General features: G+C 71.8%; 14 protein-coding genes. 5 read left to right on the forward strand and 9 right to left on the reverse strand.

The window, feature by feature from the left end; translation table 11 throughout:
• Window positions 1-99: 99 nt before the first annotated feature.
• On the reverse strand, window positions 100-3,030 hold the full coding sequence (locus tag ACRAKJ_RS29395; RefSeq protein ID WP_438923415.1) for a glycoside hydrolase family 48 protein: 2,931 nt from the start codon (window positions 3,028-3,030) through the stop codon (window positions 100-102).
• 126 nt (window positions 3,031-3,156) lie between these two features.
• Complete coding sequence (locus ACRAKJ_RS29400; RefSeq protein ID WP_447008746.1) at window positions 3,157-5,838, reverse strand: glycoside hydrolase family 9 protein; 2,682 nt, start codon at window positions 5,836-5,838, stop codon at window positions 3,157-3,159.
• Window positions 5,839-6,543: 705 nt separating this feature from the next.
• On the opposite strand from ACRAKJ_RS29400, the gene ACRAKJ_RS29405 reads away from it, so the two are divergent.
• From ACRAKJ_RS29405 to ACRAKJ_RS29415, 3 genes are all read left to right on the forward strand, one after another.
• Entirely contained in the window at window positions 6,544-7,962 is a 1,419-nt protein-coding gene (locus ACRAKJ_RS29405; RefSeq protein WP_438923417.1) for a glycoside hydrolase family 6 protein, read from the forward strand.
• A gap of 88 nt (window positions 7,963-8,050) precedes the next feature.
• Entirely contained in the window at window positions 8,051-8,278 is a 228-nt protein-coding gene (locus ACRAKJ_RS29410; protein WP_438923418.1) for a hypothetical protein, read from the forward strand.
• Window positions 8,275-8,649: a YchJ family protein gene (locus ACRAKJ_RS29415; RefSeq protein ID WP_438923419.1), complete on the forward strand. Its 375-nt coding sequence runs from the start codon at window positions 8,275-8,277 to the stop codon at window positions 8,647-8,649. The genes ACRAKJ_RS29410 and ACRAKJ_RS29415 overlap by 4 nt, the downstream gene beginning before the upstream one ends.
• A gap of 190 nt (window positions 8,650-8,839) precedes the next feature.
• Here ACRAKJ_RS29415 and ACRAKJ_RS29420 read toward each other — a convergent pair whose 3' ends face one another.
• The 6 genes from ACRAKJ_RS29420 to ACRAKJ_RS29445 all read right to left on the reverse strand — a co-directional run bounded on the left by ACRAKJ_RS29420 (window position 8,840) and on the right by ACRAKJ_RS29445 (window position 15,041).
• Window positions 8,840-9,934, reverse strand: a complete 1,095-nt coding sequence (locus tag ACRAKJ_RS29420; protein ID WP_438923420.1) for an MCE family protein — start codon at window positions 9,932-9,934, stop codon at window positions 8,840-8,842.
• Entirely contained in the window at window positions 9,934-10,881 is a 948-nt protein-coding gene (locus ACRAKJ_RS29425) for an MCE family protein (RefSeq protein WP_447008747.1), read from the reverse strand. Before ACRAKJ_RS29425 ends, ACRAKJ_RS29420 begins: the two co-directional genes overlap by 1 nt.
• An 86-nt stretch (window positions 10,882-10,967) precedes the next feature.
• Window positions 10,968-11,975, reverse strand: a complete 1,008-nt coding sequence (locus ACRAKJ_RS29430; protein ID WP_438923422.1) for an MCE family protein — start codon at window positions 11,973-11,975, stop codon at window positions 10,968-10,970.
• Window positions 11,975-12,940: an MCE family protein gene (locus tag ACRAKJ_RS29435; protein ID WP_438923423.1), complete on the reverse strand. Its 966-nt coding sequence runs from the start codon at window positions 12,938-12,940 to the stop codon at window positions 11,975-11,977. The genes ACRAKJ_RS29430 and ACRAKJ_RS29435 overlap by 1 nt, the downstream gene beginning before the upstream one ends.
• Window positions 12,937-13,953, reverse strand: a complete 1,017-nt coding sequence (locus ACRAKJ_RS29440; RefSeq protein WP_438923424.1) for an MCE family protein — start codon at window positions 13,951-13,953, stop codon at window positions 12,937-12,939. Before ACRAKJ_RS29440 ends, ACRAKJ_RS29435 begins: the two co-directional genes overlap by 4 nt.
• Entirely contained in the window at window positions 13,950-15,041 is a 1,092-nt protein-coding gene (locus tag ACRAKJ_RS29445; protein ID WP_438923425.1) for an MCE family protein, read from the reverse strand. Before ACRAKJ_RS29445 ends, ACRAKJ_RS29440 begins: the two co-directional genes overlap by 4 nt.
• A 363-nt stretch (window positions 15,042-15,404) precedes the next feature.
• Here ACRAKJ_RS29445 and ACRAKJ_RS29450 point away from each other — a divergent pair, with 363 nt between their 5' ends.
• A complete protein-coding gene (locus tag ACRAKJ_RS29450) occupies window positions 15,405-16,637 on the forward strand; it encodes a helix-turn-helix domain-containing protein (protein ID WP_438923426.1) in 1,233 nt (410 codons plus the stop codon).
• On the opposite strand, the gene ACRAKJ_RS29455 is transcribed toward ACRAKJ_RS29450, so the two are convergent.
• Window positions 16,615-17,238: a hypothetical protein gene (locus ACRAKJ_RS29455; RefSeq protein ID WP_438923427.1), complete on the reverse strand. Its 624-nt coding sequence runs from the start codon at window positions 17,236-17,238 to the stop codon at window positions 16,615-16,617. The two genes, ACRAKJ_RS29450 and ACRAKJ_RS29455, sit on opposite strands and share 23 nt — an antisense overlap.
• 229 nt (window positions 17,239-17,467) lie before the next feature.
• On the opposite strand from ACRAKJ_RS29455, the gene ACRAKJ_RS29460 reads away from it, so the two are divergent.
• Complete coding sequence (locus tag ACRAKJ_RS29460; protein WP_438923428.1) at window positions 17,468-18,664, forward strand: DUF6801 domain-containing protein; 1,197 nt, start codon at window positions 17,468-17,470, stop codon at window positions 18,662-18,664.
• The last annotated feature ends 15 nt before the right edge of the window (window positions 18,665-18,679 follow it).

Genomic DNA, 18,679 nt, shown 5'->3' on the forward strand with positions numbered 1-18,679 from the left:
GAGTCGAATGCGTTCGACAAATGAGACGCGTTGTCGTGACCACGCCGAACACCCCCCTCACCACGTTGTGAGGGGGGCGACGACGACCTTCGGTTTGTCCTAGCCGAACAGCTCCACGTGCAGCTGGAACGCCGTGGCGATCTCAGCTTGCGCCCAGAACCGGTGGTAGGTGAAGGTCGGTGCGGGGCCGCCGTCCAGGTATGCCTGGACCTTCGGCCAGTCCGGGTCCTGCTTGAACATCGAGCGCATGTCGACGAACGAGACGCCCGGGCGGATCTGGTCACCGTTGGGCATGGTGCCCGACCAGCCCGTCGGGACGTACGGGCCTTCGCGCGTCGACGTGTTGTAGGTGTCGTCGAAGCGGTTGTAGTCCGCCCGCGTCTCCGGCACCGCGATGCCCTTGTCGTCCTCGTGCGCCAGCAGCGCCGTCAGGAGGCCCTCACCGACGGTCTTCGCCTGGGCGTTGCCCGACTCGGCCGCGTAGTTGAGGAGCGTCTTGGCGTAGGACGCGGCGATGCCGACGTCCTGGCTGTGGTTGAGCACGCGCACGCGCAGGTTCGCGTTGGCGCCCGGGTTGGTGGCGTTCCAGGTGTCCGGCGCGCCGGTCCACTCCATGTCGGAGGGGATCTGGAAGGCGCCGCCCGTGCCGACGGTGGTGTTCGCGATGGCCCAGGGGACCCACTTGTCGAGGATCTTCTTGGCCGCCGGGTTGCCCGTCTTCTCGTACAGGGCCGCGGTGCGCTCCATCTGCCACGCCTGGAAGCCGAACCAGCGGTTCGACGGCGGGTCGCGCCACACCGGGTGGGCGTCGTAGTACATGCCGTAGAACGTCGGCGTGCCCGCCGGCGGGGCGGCGTACTGGCCCTCCCAGCTGTTCGTGACACCACCGGCGATGGCGCCGTCGGCGGACTGGAGCCACTGGAGCAGCTCCAGCTGCCGGGTCATCGACGTGGCCCAGTCCTGCTGGCCGGTCGCCGACTTCGGCTTCAGGGCCGGCTCGTTCGCCAGCGCGTACGCGGCCAGCGGGTTCTGGTAGCCCTGGTGCGACGCGCCGTCACCGATGCGCCACGCCCAGCCCGCGGACGTGTCGGTCGCGCCGCCCCACGCGTAGTACCAGGACATCAGGTAGTGCGCGCTGTCCTTGCCGGTACCCGCCGGGCAGGAGGTGCTGGCGCAGTTGCCGATCTTCTTGAAGTACTTGTCGAACATGGCGTACCGCAGGTAGTCGCCCATCTTGGCGGCCTTGGCCACCTCGGGCGCGACCTCGCTGGCCTTGCCCTGCTCGGTCGCCCACTCCTGGGCCAGCAGCGCCACCTGCACCGCACGCGCGTCGGCGTCCGGGGCGTTGGTGTACTTCCACTGCTTGGCGTAGCTGGCGTCCTTGGTGAACAGGTCGAGGAAGCCGTTGGGGCCACCGTGCGCGAACGTGTCGCAGGACGGCTGCGGGATGGTCTCCCACACCGACTCCGAGGAACCGCGCTGGTAGGTGTTGATGTACGCGGGCAGGGCGTCGGACTCGTCGCCGCACCGGCCGAAGCCGTAGGTGTTGTCGACGTCGAGCAGCCAGTGCATGCCGTAGACGTCGTCGGTCCCGTAGGCCGACTTCAGCTCGGCCGCGATCGGGTCGCGACCGATCGGCACGTTGGAGTCCAGCACCGACGGGTACTGGTCCATCCGCGGGTGCTCGGGGGCGTACGTCGCCGGCTTCGACGGGTCGTACTTGTTGTTCGTCGGCTGGTCCGCCGTGGCCGGGATGATGTACTTCTCCATCGCGGCCCAGGACTTCTTGAACGAGCTCCAGTCACCGGTGATCTTGCCATAGCTCGCCTCCAGCCACAGGTAGTAGCTGAACGCCTCGGACGTGGTCTGGTGACCGTGGTCCGGGGCCTCGACCATCAGGGTCTCGATCGAGTGGTACGGGACCTTCAGGCCGTCGGAGAACGTCCGGAAGTAGCCGCTGGCCGGGTCGTGCAGCTTCGCGTACTGGTCGAGGAACGCCTGCTCGAAGTCCGACGCGGAACCGTCGATCTCCTTGACCTCGACCGTGGCCGGCGTGACGCCCGTGGAGCTGACCGTGAACGTGGCCGTGCCCAGGTCGCCGCCGTTGTTCGCCGAGGTGACCGTGACGTTCTGCTTGGTCGCCCAGTTCGACGGGGTGAAGGTCAGCGACGCGGGACCGGCCATGAGGTCGGTGCTGCCCGCCGAGCGGGAGACCGCGACGGTCACGTTCGCCGTCGGCGCGGTCGCCAGCGAGACGCCGAAGGTGCCGGTGGTGCCCTGCCGCACGCTCAGCGAGTTCGGGCTCACCTGGACGGCCTGGCCCGCGAGGACCCGGATGCCCACGGCGGTCGAGTTGCCGACGCCGCCCTTGTCGTCGGTGGCGCGCGCCGTGATGGCGTGCTCACCGGCGGTCGCGCCGGTCCACGAGCCGGTGAACGGCGCCGAGGTGTCGGTCGCGACGACCGCGCCGTCGGCGAGGAAGTCCACCTTGGCGACGGTGCCGTCGGTGTCGGCGGCGGTCGCGGCCAGCGGGATCGCCGCGCCGGTCTGGAACGCCTGACCCGCCGTCGGCGAGGTCAGCGAGACGCTCGGCGCGGTGTTGGGACCCGTGCAGGGCGTGCCGTTGAGCGCGAAGTCGGTCGGCGGGGTGTTGCTGCCGGTCCACGTGCCGTTGAAGCCGACCGTGGTCTGCGCGCCGGACGCGAGGTTGGGCGACCAGGTCGGGGCGGCCACGGTGACCACCGAACCGCTCTGGCTGAACGTGCCGCTCCAGCCCTGCTGGACGCGCTGCCCGTTCGGGAAGGTCCACGTGAGGCGCCAGTTGTTGACCGCGTCACCCTGGTTGCGGATGGCCACGCTGGCGCCGAAGCCGCCCTGCCACTGGTTCGTGACCTGGTAGTTGACCGTGCACGTCACGGCCGCGTTCGCCACGGGGGCGACGAACGGCATTACCCCCGCGGCGGTCGCTGCCGCGGCTATCAGCGCGAGCGGTCCGGTGCGCAACCGTCCCGCTCTGGTGCGGTACCTCATGCGTCCTCCTCCTGCACGGGTCAGCCATTGACCCGCGAGCTTCCAAAGGGCGGCGGTGTGGGGCGGGAGCTGGGTTCGGCACGGGACGCCTGGGCGCGCAGAACGCCCCGTGCCGGGTCTCGGGGCCTAGGGTTCGACGCCCCAGGCGAGGGTGGTGCCGGTGTAGGCGGTCACCCGGTCGAAGTCGGCCAGCGCGGTGGTGGCGCGGTAGCTGTGGTCGTTGGTCTGGTCGAACGCCGACCAGTCGGACTTGGCCACCCGCAGCTGGACGTCGCCGGTGCTCGCGCCCGGCGCGAGGGAACCCGCGGTGAAGGTGACCTGGAGGTAGGAGTCGGCGCCCGGCCGTGCGGTGGGCAGCTTCACGACGGTGGCGCGCACGTTCGCGCAGCCGACCACCGCCCAGTCGCAGAACACCTGGTGGCCGGCCGAGGCGCTGTCGCCGGTGAACCAGTACCGCAGGGACACCGTCGACCGGTCGACCGCGGCGGCACCCCGGTTGACCGCGGCCAGGGCGACGCCGATCTGGTTGACGCTCGCGCCACCGCCGCCGCGCTGCTGCGCGACCACCGGACCGGTCGGGCCGGTGCCGCCGGCCCGCGTCCGGAAGGTCACCGCGGTGCTCGCCGCCGAGGTGTTGCCCGCGCCGTCCCGGGCCCGGACGGTGAACGCGTGGGCGGTGTCCGGGCTGAGCCCGGTGAGCTGGAACGCCGGGGTGGCCGGGGCACCTGCGACCGTGCCGTCCGCCCGGAGCACGTCGTAGCCGACCACCCCGACGTTGTCCGTGGACGCCGACCAGCGCAGCGTCGCGCCGCTGCTGGTGACGTCGGAAACCGACAGTCCACCGGGGACCGAGGGCGTCTCGCGGTCCTCGACCGCCGGGCCGGGTTCCCGGCCCCACACGACCGCGCCGTCCTGCACCAGGGTGAGGCGCTCGGTGCGCGCGACGGTGTTGCCGGAGCCCAGGCCCTCGTAGGACCAGTCGTCGGTCGGGTCCCACGAGCCGGTGCTGGTGATGCGGAACTGCACCTCGTGCCGGTGCGCGGACTGCCCGCCCGGGTACACCCCGGGGCACGGCACGTCCACGTAGTACACCCGGCCGCTGTGCTGCCGGGGCGCGCCCGGCGTGCCGCACTGGTTGTAGTTCGTGGTGACGGTGACCTGGTCGGGCGTCGTCGTGCCGTCGAGGGTGAAGTAGTAGCGCAGCGAGCCGGTGAACGTCCGGGCGGGCCACGCCGACCTGTTCAGGACGAACGACTTGACCTCGGTGAAACCGGCCGCGCTCTGGTTGACCGACGCCTCCACCGTCAGCTCGGGGCCGTCCGGGGCCTCGGCGACGGGGAAGCCCGCGAGCGGCGTGCCGCCGTACTCGCCGTACAGCCGGGCGAGAGCGCCGGTGAAGCCCGCGTTGTAGTCGAGCGCGACCTCGTTGGCGATGAAGTCGGTGCGGTCGTCGGTGTAGGCGTCGTTGTTCGTGCTCGGGCCGCCGACCAGCGCGCCGTACAGGACGTGCCTGCTCGCGACCGGTTCCCGCATGGTGTCGGCCCACGCGCCGTGCGCGGTGCGGTGGTGCGGGTTGCGCGGCGGGTTCGCGCCGAAGCCGACGACGAAGCTGGAGTTGCGCGGGTTGTCGCCGAGCGCGTAGTTCACCTGCCGCACGCCGAAGTCGTGGTAGGTGGTGGCCCGGACCGGGTCGGTGGCGCGCAGCCAGTCGGCGTGCGTCAGCGCGACGAACGCGGTGTTGGCCGCGTAGCGCAGCGAGCCCCACGTGTCGAGCACGGCCTGCCCGCCGGGCGAGTAGCGGACCCGGTTGCCGTTGTACCCGGTGGTCCAGTAGTCCAGCCAGCGGTTCGTGTCGTCCACGTACTGCTGCTCGCCGGTCAGCTTCGCCATCAGCGCGTAGGCGCCGTAGGACTTGTCGTCCCAGGCGATCGTCCACCGGTAGGACCGGGTCGTGCTCTGCGGTTCGGTGGACAGCTTCGGGTACTCGGCCTTCGCCTTGGCGAGGTAGGCCGCGTCACCGGTGGCGCGGTGCAGCCAGACCGCGCCCCACACCAGCTCGTCCTGGTAGCCGCTGTGGGAGTTGTAGAACTTCGCCGCGTCCGTGATGCAGGAGCTGTACTTGCCCCGGTAGGTGTCGGCGAAGGAGTAGAGCTGCTTCGCGTGCGCCAGGAGGGTGTCGGCGTAGGTCGGGTCGGACTGCCGGAAGACCATGGACGACGCGGCCATCGCGGCGGCGTACTCGCCCGCGAGGTCCGAGCCGGGGCAGGACGCGTCGACCTTGTACGACGGGCGGGCCATCTGCATGACCTCGGCGGCGCCCCACCACTTGTGGTCGTCGTCGCCCGCGCCGACCTGCCCGTAGACCACGTTCGGGCTCGGGTGCGCCTTGATGATCCAGTCGGTGCCCCACTTGAGGTTCGACAGGAGGTGCCGCAGCTGACCGGAGTTCTCGTAGGCGGCGCGGTTCTCCACCGCACCCCACGCGAGCACGGTCATGCTCGCCGCGAACGGCAGGCCGAACTTGACGTGGTCGCCCGCGTCGTAGAAGCCGCCGGACAGGTCGAGGCCGACGTCGGAGCCGTCGCGCAGCGCCGAGTCGCCGCGCCAGTTCACCCGGTTGTCCGCCGGCAGGTCGCCGGACCGCTGGGCGTCGTAGAACCAGATCGACTTCTGGAGGGCTTCGCCGTAGTTGAACGCCGGGGCGGCCTCGGCGTTCGCGTGCGCCGGGACCTGGGCGGTTGTCAGCGTCGCGGCGCTGACCAGCACGGCGAGCGTGCTCGTCAGCACTCCGGACATGCGTCGTCGCATGCGTTTCCTCCGAGGGGCAGGGCGGTGGAGGTTTCTGGGAGCGCTCCCAGTGCGGGACTGTAACGGCATCGAAACACCGTGAAAAGAGGGGTCGGCCACAAACCCTTGACAAATTCGGCCGAGCCGGTCCCGATTGGTGGGCCGAACGTTCGCCGACGCTGGGCCGGATGCCGCAAGCGGGGGATCGCGCCGGAGAGTCACCTGGTCGTGCGAGCCGGTCGTCGCGCGGGTCCCGGACCACCGCCGATCTCCCGCACGGCGTCGCGTCCACGCGCACACGTGCCCGAGGTGCACCGATTCAGCCGTCCGGCAACGGCGCGAGGCCGAGAACGTCCCTTTTTACCGGTGTGGCCGGGCCGAACGGCCCTGCGCGCGATCGGCCCACCGGCGTAATTCGACGGGATTTCGACATCAACTTCACAGTCGGTCGAGAACGCGCACCGCTCACTCGATCAGACCAATAACCCGATAGATCGGACACCGAACGTGTTCGAGACCGCATTTTTGCGCCTAGCACACCGAACGAGACGAGCCCGAACAGCGGCTTCGAACACGCACAGTAACTGGGTTTTCGGGGACCTGCCGGTGACGCCCTCTTTTCCGCACGGTTTCCGAGTGGCTACAGTCCTGCCACCTGGGAGCGCTCCCAGGTCGTTCGGACTCCCGCTCAGACCCCCGTTGCACCGACGCTGCGAGGACCTGCTGATGCACTCACCACAAGCCCACACCACCGGCCGCCGGGCCCGCCCCAGGGGCAGGACGGCCGCCGCGGGCGCGTTGTCCGGCGCACTGGTCGCGAGCGCCGCGGCGCTCGCCCTCGGCGGCGGCGCGACCGTCGCCCGAGCCGCGGACTCCGCGTTCTACGTCGTGCCCGACACCTCCGCGGCGCGGTGGGTCGCGCAGAACCAGGGCGACTCGCGGGCCGCGGTGATCCGCGACCGGATCGCGAACGTGCCCCAGGCCCGGTGGTACACCACGACCAACACCTCGCAGGTCCGCGCGCAGGTCGACTCGTTCGTCGGCGCCGCCGCGGCGGCCGGGAAGATCCCGATCATGGTCGTCTACAACATCCCGAACCGCGACTGCGGCGGGGCCAGCGGCGGCGGCGCGCCGTCGCACTCGGCGTACCGGGCGTGGGTGGACGAGGTCGCGGCCGGTCTCGCGGGGCGCCCGGCGTCGATCATCCTGGAGCCGGACGTGCTCCCGATCATGACGAGCTGCCAGGACGCGGGCCAGCAGGCCGAGACGAAGGCGTCGATGGCCTACGCGGGCAAGAAGCTCAAGTCCGGCTCCTCGCGGGCGAAGGTGTACTTCGACATCGGCCACTCCGCGTGGCTCACGCCGGGCGAGGCCGCCAACCGGCTGCGCGGCGCGGAGATCTCCAGCAGCGCCGACGGGATCGCCACGAACGTGTCGAACTACCGGTACAGCCGGGACGAGATCGCGTTCGCCAAGGCGACCCTCAACGCGTTGGGCGACAGCAGGCTCAAGGCCGTCATCGACACCAGCCGCAACGGCAACGGCCCGCTGGGCAGCGAGTGGTGCGACCCGGCCGGGCGCGCGATCGGCACGCCCAGCACCACCGACACCGGCGACGCGCAGATCGACGCGTTCCTCTGGGTGAAGCTGCCCGGCGAGGCGGACGGCTGCATCGCGGGCGCGGGCCAGTTCGTGCCGCAGCGCGCGTACGACATGGCGGTGGCCGCGGGCCCGACCAGCACCACCACCTCCAGCACCACCAGCACGACCAGCACCACTTCGACCACTTCGACCACCACGTCGACCACGACGACGACCACCACGCCACCCGCGGGGACCGGGTGCCGGGTGAGCCATCGCGTGATCAGCCAGTGGTCCGGCGGTTACAGCGGCGAGATCGTCATCGAGAACAGGGGTCCCGCAGTGGAGTCCTGGACCCTGGCGTTCTCCGCACCCGGTGTGACCGTTTCCCAGGGCTGGAACGGGACGTGGACCGACACGGGCGACACCGTCCGCGTCGTCAACGCGTCCTGGAACGGCAGGCTCGCCACCGGCGGTACCGCGACCGTCGGGTACAACGCGAGCTTCAGCGGAAGCACCCCGCCGTTCGGTTCTCCCACCGTGAACGGTGCGGCGTGCACCTGATGCCGTGACCAGCCCGCACCGGAGCGACCCGCCTCCCCGACCCGGCAGTCGTCGGGAGGCGGGTCGCTCCTCCTTATACCCTGGGGGCGTGACCGAACCGATGTCCGCAGAAACCCTCGCCGCGCTGGCCGACGACCCGCGTCCGGACATCCGCGCGACCCTGCTCCTCGACCCCGACGTGCCCGCCGGGCTGCGCTACCAGGTGCACGCGGCGCTCTCCGCCGAGGCCGCCGCCGGCGACCGCGAGGCCGAGAGCGCCCTGGCGTGGGTCCGCTTCTCCCGGTCCGGTCGCACCGCCTGCGACCGTCCCGAATGACCACCGCCTGCCCGTGCGGGCTGGGTGACCCGTACGAGCACTGCTGCGGCCCGTACCACGAGGGGCGCAAGAAGCCGCCGACGGCGGAGACCCTCATGCGGTCGCGCTACAGCGCGTTCGCCGTGCGCGACGAGGACTACCTGCTCGCCACCTGGCACCCCACCACCCGTCCCGACTCCCTGGACCTGGACCCGGACCAGCGCTGGAGCCGCCTGGAGGTCCTGGCCCGCACCGGCGGCACCCTGTTCCAGACGACGGGCACCGTGGAGTTCCGCGCCCACTACCGCCTGCGCGGCACGCGGGACGTGCTGCACGAGAACAGCCGCTTCGTGCGCGAAGACGGCACCTGGCTCTACGTGAGCCCCCTCTAACCCCGAGAGTCCAACCCCCAGGTCCCGAGAGTCCAACCTCCAGGACCCCTGAGTTCTGCGTTCGGGCCCTCCGGCAGGCCGACCTGAACGGAGAACTCAGGGGTCCCGAGCGTTGGACTCTCGAGGTCTGAGCGTTGGACTCTCGAGGCCTCGGCGTTGGACTCTCGGGGTCTGAGCGTTGGACTCTCGGTCAGCGGGGGGCGTTCTGGGCTCCTCGGACGCCCGTGGCGGAGCCGCGGGGCAGGGTGCAGGCGGCGTCGGTGTTGAAGGTGCCCGGGGTGGTGTCCAGGCCCGGCTTCTTCCGCGTGCCCTCGTAGCCCGCGTGGCACGGCGGGGGGTCGAAGAACGTCAGCGCCAGGCCGAACGACGCCTGACCGCCGCGCACCGCCGACGCGCCCACCGACACCGCGTCGGGCACGGTCACCAGCACCTGCTCCAGCTGCCCCTGCCGGGTGACCAGGACGTCCGCCGTCGTCAGCAGGTTGGACAGCAGCACGCCCAGGTTCGGCCCCGAGTCGCGCAGCAGGGCGCTGACCTCGCCGGCGGCCCCCGGGGCGGCGGCGATCAGGCGCCTCAGGTCGCCGTCCGACGCGCGCAGCCGCTCGGCCACCAGCAGGGCGCTGTCGGCGAACGAGTCGATCGCCGCCGAGTGGTCCAGCTGGGTCTGGAGCACGGTCACCGAGTCGTCCAGCAGCTCCACGGTCTGCGGCAGGTGCTCCCCCGCCTCGGCGACGAACCGACCGGTGGCGTCGAGCAGCGCCTGCAGGTCGGGCCCGGTGCCGCGCAACGCCTGGTCCAGCTCGTCCACGACGGTGCGCAGCGAGTCGACCGGCACGGACCGCGCCAGCTCGTCGAGGTTGGTCAGCACCTGCTCCACGGGCAGCGGCAGCCTCGCCCGCGCCTCGGGGATGACGGAGCCGTCCACCAGGTACGGTCCGCCCGCGCCGCGCGGGCGCAGGTCGACGTACTGCTCGCCGACCGCCGACCGGTTGGCCACCACGGCCTCCAGGTCGGCCGGGATCGGCGGCGCGCCGGCCGCGATGCGCAGCCCGACCTCCACCCGGCGGTCCACCAGGCGGACCGGCCCCACCCGGCCGACGGGCACGCCCCGGTAGGTCACCTCGCCGCCGGTGAACAGGCCGCCGGTCCGGGGCAGTTCGAGCCGCACCTCGTACCCGTCGTCCACGACGGTCAGCCCGGCGTACTCCGCGCCGACGTAGCTGACGCCGAGCAGCGCGATGACGGTGAACAGCGCGACCTGCGCGCGCACCCGCCGGGTGATCATCAACGGCCTCCCGGCTTCAGGGTGAGGTAGGTGTTGAGGTAGTCGCCCTTGATGCCGTCGAGCACGGCGTCGGTGAACGGGAACGTGAGCAGGAGCTCCAGCGACTGCGGCAGGTCCTGACCGGACTCGGCCAGCTTCCGCAGCGTCGGCTCCAGCGCGCGGAGGTCGGCCACCAGGTCCTCGCGCCCGCGCTCGACCACGTCGGTGGCGACGGTGGACAGCTGCCCCAGCGAGTCCAGCAGGCCGACGAGCTGCCCGCGCTGCTCGTGCAGCACCTCCAGGCCGGGTTCCAGGTCGTCCAGGACCACGCCGATGTCGGCCTTGCGCGACTCCAGGGACGACGCGAGCCGGTCCATCCCCTCGAGGGCGCGGGTGATCTCGCCCTTGTGCTCGTCCAGCGACCCGACGAAGGTGTCCACAGTGGACAGCAACGACCTCACCGCGGCCTCGTTGCCGGACAGCGCCGCGCTCAGCTCCCGCGAGATGTCCTGCACCTGCGCGATGCCACCACCGTTGAGCAGCATGGACAACGCGCCGAACACCTCCTCCACCTCGGGGTTGCGGTCGGTCCGGGTGACCGGGACGACCGCGCCGTCCACGAGCGGCGTCGACGAGCGCTCGGACGGCGGCGCGAGTTCCACGTACTTCTCGCCCAGCAGGCTGGACTGGCGCAGCCGGGCCAGGACGTTGGACGGCAGCAGCACGTCGCCGCGCACGACCACCCGCACGAGGGCCGTGGAGCCGTCCTCGGACAGCCCGATGTCCTCGACCTCGCCGACCGCGACGTCGTCGACCTTCACGCCGGCGTGCGGCACGAGGTCCAGCACGTCGTCGAACTCGACCACCACCCGGTACGGCCGGTCGCCGAGGTCCGCGCCGCCGGGCAGCGGCAGGTCGTAGGCGCTCGGCAGGGTCGAGCAGCCGGTGAGCAGGACGACGGAGGCCACCGCGAGGACCCGCCGCACCGGACCCGCACCGGTGACCGGACCCGCCCCCGCCACCGGACCCGCACCGGCCGCCGGACCCGCCGCGGTCACCGGGGACCCCCGGGCACGCTGAGCAGGTCGGCGACGAACTCGTTGAGGTTGGCGCGGGCGTTCAGCGTGCCGGTCGCCGGGTCGTAGGCGGCGACCACGTTGTGCAGCGCGACGGGTGCCACGTCGAGCACCTCCGAGAGCGACTGCTGCTGCCGCACCAGGGAACCGGTGAGCACGGCCAGGTCCTCCACGGAGGTCTTCACCCGGTCGCGGTTGTCCCGCACGAACGCGCGCACCCGTTCCAGCGCGCCCGCCAGTTCGCCCAGCGCCGTGCCGAGGTCGTCGCGCTCGGCGGCGAAGAACCCGGTCACGTCGGCGAGCTGGTCGGCGAGCCTGCCCACCTGCTCGTCGTTCGCGGCGAGCACCCCGGTGAACGACTGGAGGTTGTCGACCGTGCCGAACAGGTCCTCGCGCGACCCGGCGAGCGTCGTGGCCGCGTCGGCGAGCTGCCGGATCGTCGCGCCGAGCGCGCCGCCGTTGCCGTCCAGCGCGTCGGCGCCGGTGCGCAGCAGGTCCGACAGCGCGCCCCCGCGGTTGGCCCCGTCCGGGCCGAGCGCGGTGAGCAGGCTGTCGAGGCTGCCGTACAGCTCGTCCAGCTCGACCGTGCCCGCGGTGCGCGCGCTGGTGATGACGGCGCCCGGCGCCATCCGGTCGCCCCCGGTGTAGGCGGGCGCGAGCTGCACGTACCGGTCGGCGACGACGCTGGGCGCGACGACGGCGGCGCGGGCGTCGGCCGGCACGTCGACGCCGTGGTCCAGCTCCAGCTCCACCCGGACGGAGCCGCCGTCGGGCAGCACGCCGACGACCCGGCCGACGGGCACGCCGAGCACCCGCACGTCGGAGCCCTCGTAGACGCCGACCGCGGCGGTGAAGTAGGCCGTCACGCGGGTGGGCGCGGGGCGGAGGAAGACCCACCACGCGGCGACCACCGCCACCAGCACCAGCACGAGTGCCTGGGCGAGCCCGATGACGAGCCGCCGGTGGTTCCTGGTCCGGACGAACATCAGCGGCCTCCCGGTGGGCAGTCGCGCCCGCCACCGGGCTGCGCGACCAGCCCGCACACGTAGGTGTCGACCCACTCGCCGTTGCCGAGCGCGTTGGTGAGCACGCGGTAGTAGGGCCCGGCCAGCGCGAGGCCCCGTTCGAGCGACTCCTGGTTGTCCCGCAGCACGTCGGTGACGCGTTCGAGCTGCTCCAGGGCGGGCCGCAGCTGCTCGGCGTTGTCCTCGACGAGGCCGGAGAGCTGCCGGGACATCTCGCGCGTGCCGTCGAGCAGCTCCGCGATGGCGTCGCGGCGGCGCCCGACCTCCTCCAGCAGCAGGTTGCCGTCGGTGATGAGCGCGGCGAAGTCGGTGTTGCGGTCGGCGAGCGCCCCGGTGACCTTGTTCGCGCCCGCGACCAGCGACGCGAGCTGCTCGTCGCGGCTGGAGACGGTCTTCGACAGCGCGGACAGGCCGTCGAGCGCCTGCCGCACGTGCTGCGGCGACTCGCGGAACGCGTCGCTGAGCGCCTGGAAGCTCCGCGCCAACTGGTCGGTGTCGATCGCGGTCAGCGTGGTCGACAGCCCGTTGAACGCCTCCACGACGTCGTAGGGCGAGGTGGTGCGCTCCAGCGGGATGGTGCCGGTGAGCGGGTCGCGGCCCTCGGGGTCGACCGCCAGGTACTTCTGCCCGAGCAGCGTCTTGATGCGGATCCCGGCGCGGCTGCGGTCACCCAGGTGGACGCCGGACACCCGGAACGCGACCCGCACCACCCCCTCGTGCAGCCCGACGTCGGTCACGGTGCCCACCTTGAGGCCCGCGACGCGGACCTCGTCGTCCACGCGCAGGCCGGCCGCCTCGGCGAAGTCGGCGGTGTGCCTCGTGCCGCCGCCGACGAACGGCAGGTCCTCCAGGAAGAAGGTGAGCGCGGCGGTGACGGCGAGGACCAGGAGCCCGACGGCCCCCAGCAGCACCGGTCTGCGCGTCATCGGCGGCACCTCGGTTCGGTGATGGGGAGTCCGACCGGTCCCCCGCCGGGCGCGGGCTCCGCCTCGGACGAGGCGTAGCAGAGGTAGAAGTTCAGCCACGAGCCGTAGGAGGCGGTGCGGCCGATCGCGTCGAACTTGACCGGCAGGTTGCGCACGAACGGTTCCAGCTCCGGCGCGGTGCCGAGGGTGCCGGCGAGCAGGCCGAGCGCGGCGATGTCGTCCTTGAGCGGTTGGCGGCCCTGCTCCAGCAGGGACGCGGTGCTGTCGCTCAGGGCGGCCAGGCCGGCGACGGCGTTGCCGATGGGCTCGCGGTCGGCGGCGAACCCGGACACGAGCTGCCGCAGCGACGTCAGCAGCGAGCCGAACCGGTCGTCGCGCGAGTTCACCGTCTCCAGCACCGCGTTGAGGTTGTCGACGACGCGCCCGATCACGTCGTCCTCGGCGGCGAGGGCGGTGGTGAGCGACGCGGTGTGCGCGAGGAGGCTCTCGACCGTGCCGCCCTCGCCCTGGAGGACCTGGACGATCTCGTGGGACAGCTTGTTGACGTCCTCCGGGTCGAGCGCCTGGAACAGCGGCTTGAAACCGTTGAACAGGGTGGTCAGGTCGAGGGCGGGCACGGTGCGCTCCACCGGGATGAGCCCGCCGCGGGGCAGCGCCTCCCCCACCCGACCGGCGGGTTGTTCGAGGGCGACGTACCGCTGGCCGACCAGGTTGCGGTACTTGATGGTGGCGGTGACGCCGGCGGACAGGCTGCGGCCCTCGACGACCGAGAAGCCGACGTCGACCAGTTCGTCGTCGACCAGGGTGAGGGACTCGACCTGGCCGACCTTCACCCCGGACATGCGCACGTCGTCGCCCTCGGCCAGGGCGGTGACGTCGGTGAAGCGGGCGGTGTAGTCGGTGGTGGAGCCGATCCGGCTGCCCGCGACGGTGGCCGCGAGGAACCCGGTGGCGGCGACCGTGACGACGACGAACACCAGGAACTTGGTCAGCGGCGCGGCGACGCCCCTCATCGGGCCCCCATGAGCAGGCCCGCCCAGTCGGGCACCCGGTCGGGCGCGACGGCCTCGACGGGCCCCGCCGGGCAGTGCGGCGCGCCGCCCCGGCGCTGGACGGGGTCGTCGCGGCCGGGCCGGTAGCCCTCGCCCGGCGGCACCACGGTGACCTCGGCGTGCATCCCGGGCTGGTCGGTGCCCTTGCCGAGCGCCTCGTCCACGCGGGGGCGCAGCGCGTTGACGGCGTCCAGCACGCACGGGAACTCGGGCGAGTAGCCGGCGAGCAGCTCCAGGGTGGGCCGGGACCGGTCGGCGAGCCCGACGACGACCTCGCCGTTGGCGCGCAGGAACCCGGTCAGGTCGGCCGACGCGGTGGTGAGGCTGGTGTAGACGGCGTCGAGGTCGGCGCGCTGCTCGGCGAGGGTGCGGCTGACCGCGGTGGCGTCCGCGAGCGCCCGCACGAGGTCGGGGCCGGCGTCGGCGTAGAGGTCGGCGACGTCGGCGAACTTCGTGATGCCCTCCTTGAGGGCGGGCAGCCGGGGGTTGAACTCGCGCAGGTACGCGTCGAGCTGGACGATCGTCCGGCCGAGGGTCTCGCCGCGCCCGTCCAGCGCCTGCGCCACCGAGGTGAGCGCGGAGGCCAGCTTGTCCGGCCGCACGGCCTGGAGCGTGGGCATCAGGTCGGCGAGCACCCGTTCCAGTTCGATCGCGCCGGACGTGCGGTCCTGCTCGATCACGTCGCCCTCGGCGAGCGAGCCGCGCGGGTCGTCGGGGGGCTCCAGGCTGACGAACCGCTCGCCGAACAGCGTCTTCGGCAGCAGCCGGGCCGACACGTTCGCCGGGATGAGGTCCACCTGGTCGGGGCGCAGGGCCAGTTCCAGCTCGGCGCCGTCGCCGCTCGACCGGATGGCGCGCACCTCGCCCACGAGCACGCCGAGCAGCTTCACGTCCGACTCGGCCTGGAGCTGGTTGCCCACGTGGTCGGTGCGCAGCAGGACGGTGACGCGGGGCGTGAAGACCTTCTGGTAGGCGGCGACCGACAACCCGCACAACGCGAGCAGGAGTACCGCGAAGAGCAGCCCCGACAAGCGCCGTCGCAATGTCACGAGTATTCTCCGGAAAAGGTTGTGAATGCTTCACAGTTACCTGTTACCGGCGAGTACGTTACTCATCGTCGCCGTGGTGCACAAGCAGTCTAAATGCTTGTCATTCGCATGACAAAAACACTTCCGGGAACACTCACCTGGATACAAAAAGATGACCGGGCCCTGGCGTCCCGGCCGGCGTTGCGGCTACCAATGTCCCCACCGCGGACGAATCGGGGGTGGTCACGTGGGCCGGTTGGAGCAGCGCCCCGGTGCCGCGTTGCGCCGCTCCGGTGCCCGGTCACCGCGCCGGTTGACAGGTTTTCATGATCAAAAATACAGTGTTCGGTATCACACCCGATCGTTTGGTGGTGGGCGAACAGCATGAACAGGACCGGTGAACTCACGGCCGCCGAATTACCCCTCATCGGCAATTCGGACCTCTGGGAGCAGTTGCCCGCCGAACTCGCGCCGAAGTTCCGCGCGCGGGCCGGCGACGTCGCCGTCGACATGGTCCGGGAGATCCAGCACCAGATCGCCGAGTACTCCCAGAAGCTGGAGGGCATGTTCGGCCAGGTGGTGGTGGAGGGGGTGGAGCAGGCGATCCACCAGTTCATCGACCGGATGGTCGACCCGACCGCGGAGCGGGAGGACCGCGCCAAGCTGTTCCGCCTCCTCGGCAAGCTGGAGGTGAGCGCGGGCCGCAGCCTCGACCTGCTCCAGACCGCCTACCGGATCGGCGCGCGGGTGGCGTGGCGGCGCATCTCGGAGTTCGGCCAGACCGAACGCGTGCCGCTGGCGACCATGTGCCTGATCGCCGAGGCGATCTTCGCCTACATCGACGAGCTGTCGCTGCGCTCGATGGAGGGCTACGCCGAGGCGCAGGCCCGGCACGCGGGCGCGGTGCAGCGGCGGCGCAAGCGGTTGCTGGAGCTGATCCTCGGCGAGCCCGGCTACCACCCGAACGCGCTGGCCGACCTCGCCGAGGCCGCGCACTGGCCGGTGCCGGACCGGGTGCTGGTGGTGGCGCTGGAACGGCGCACCGACCAGCACCAGCTGCCGATCCCGGTGCTGCACGAGGACATCCTGATGGACCTGGAGGGCGGCGAGCCGTGCCTGCTGCTCACCGACCCGGAGCGGCAGCTCGTCGCGCTGGAGCACAAGCTGGGCGGGTGGCGCGCGGCGGTGGGCCCGGTCGTGCCGCTGGCGTCGGCCCGGCAGTCGCTGCGCTGGGCCCGCCGCACGATCACGCTCATCCAGTCAGGTGTCATCCCGGACAGACCCATGGTGGACACCACCGAGCACCTGTCCACGCTGCTGCTGCTCGGCGACGAGGACCTGGTGCACGAGCTGGTGAAGCGGGCGCTGGCGCCGCTGGAGGGGCTGACGCCCAAGCAGCAGCAGCGGATGCGGGAGACGATGACCGCGTGGGTGGAGACCCGGGGCAGCGCGCCCGAGGTCGCGGCGGGCCTCGCCGTGCACCCGCAGACCGTGCGCTACCGGTTGCGGCAGCTGGAGGAGCTGTTCGGGGAGAAGCTGCACGACCCGGACGCGCTGTTCGACATGGGCATCGCGCTGCGGGCGTTGCGGCTGCTCACAGCTGCGCGGTCAGCGTGAGGTCGAGGAGGTTGTCCGGGCCCGAGACCAGGCCGGTCATCAGCGGGTCGAGGTCCTCCCCGCCCCGGCAGCCCCCGAAGGGCGGGATCGCGTAGGCGGCCTTCATCCTGATCACGGCGAGGTCGAACGGGCCGGTGAGGTCGACCGACGCGGGCGCGGTGGTCAGGCACGCCTGCCCGACGTCGAGCGGTTGCGAGTTCACCGCGACCTCGCCGAGCCCGATCGTCAGGTCGGCGTGCGCGGTGATCTCGCCCTCCCGGATGCGACCGGTGACCCGGCCGACCGGGACCAGGTCGGTGCGCGCGGTGGTCGGCACGAAGCCGAAGACGACGAAGTAGCCGTGCGCGGGCGGCAGCCGCAGGTCGCCGGTGATCGTGCCCTCGATCAGGTCGATCTCGGCGACCAGGGTGCCGGGGCCGATGGCGAGGTCCGACCCGAGCTTGGCGATCCGGCTCACCGCGTCCACGCGGTAGGTGATCGTGATGCCCGCCGCGCGCGCCGGGTCGGGCCGCTCGGCGGGGCGGCGCACCACCCAGCCGGGCGCCGGCAGCGCGCCCAGCAGGACCGCGACCGCCGCCAGGACCACCAGCGCGCTTCTCACCCACCACCTCCGGCCATTCCCCGAAAGTACTTTCACCCCTCTTCGGGCACAAGCCGTCGAGGATGATTTGTCATGCGCGTGATAAAGCTCGGAAGTGATTTTGTAGCCCTTCGACAGCGTGCCGGAAAAAATGCGAACAATGCTTGCAGCCACTGGTGGCCAAAGCTACTTTACTGACCAGTAGCCATGGCATTCGTGTTTTCGCACTGCTCTCGACGAGGAGACGCACATGCTGAAACGGACTGGTCGGACGGCGTTCGGCGGACTCGCGGTCGCGGCGGCGGTGGTCGGGTCGGTGGCGTTCGCGGGCGCCGGGGCCGGTCAGGCCGCCGAGGCGAGCCTGACCCTGGTGTACAGCTGCCCGTTCCCGCTGATCGGCACGCAGGACATGAGCGTGCGGATCGACGTGGCGGACCTGCCGGACTCGGCGGTGGTGGGCGTGGAGACGCCCGCGACGCGGGTGACCGCGACCGCCACCGTGCCGCCGACCGCGACGCAGGGCCTGGCCCTGGTCGGCGCGGCCACCGTGGAGGGCACCGCGCGGGCGCGGACCACGATCGACAACGCGGGCGCCGTGCTGGAGGTCGTGCCGGACCTGGTGGTGGCCAAGACGGCCGTGCCCGCCTCCGGGGCGTTCGACACCGTCGCGACCGGCGGCACCCCGCCGGTGACGTTCGCGAACGCGGGCGCCACCACCATCTCGGTCGGCGACTTCAGCACCACCCTGACCCCGCGCAAGGCCGACGGCACCGAGACCGGCCTGGGCACCTTCACCTCGGACTGCACGCTCAAGCCGGGCCAGGACACGCTGCTGCACGAGTTCACCGTCGCGCCCGCCACTGGCCCGACGACCACCACCACGACGACCACGACCACCGCGCCGACGACCACCACGACCACGTCCGCGCCGAACGAGCCGCTGGAGATCACCTACGACGTCAACGGCACGTCGACGATCAAGAAGCTCGGCTCGGACCTGCCGCTCGGACCGGGCACCCTGGCCACCGAGGTCGACCTGCTCGGCGGCACGTTCTCCGGTGACCTCGCGCTGCCGGACGCGCGGGGCGACTTCGCCCTGTTCGGCTTCGTGCCCACCACCGCGACCGTCCGGCTGGTGCCGCAGGGCAGGACCACCGGCACCATCACCGCCGGCGCGGTGACCGCGCGGACCACCGCCGGCATCAGGCTGACCGACGTCCGGGTGCTGGGCATCCAGGTCGTGAAGCCGACCGACCGGTGCGCCACGGTGACGCCGAGCACCATCGACCTCGTCTCGAAGCCCGGCTTCGACCCGCTCAACGGCGGCGGCCTCACCGGCGGCTACGCGATCGCGAGGTTCGAGGGCTGCGGCCTGGTGACGCCGGTCGTCAACCTCAGCATCCCCGGCCCCGGCAACACGCTCGACCTGGCCATCGCCAGGAAGTGACACCCACCCCCACCC

The sequence above is a fragment of the Saccharothrix sp. DSM 118769 genome (assembly GCF_052936295.1).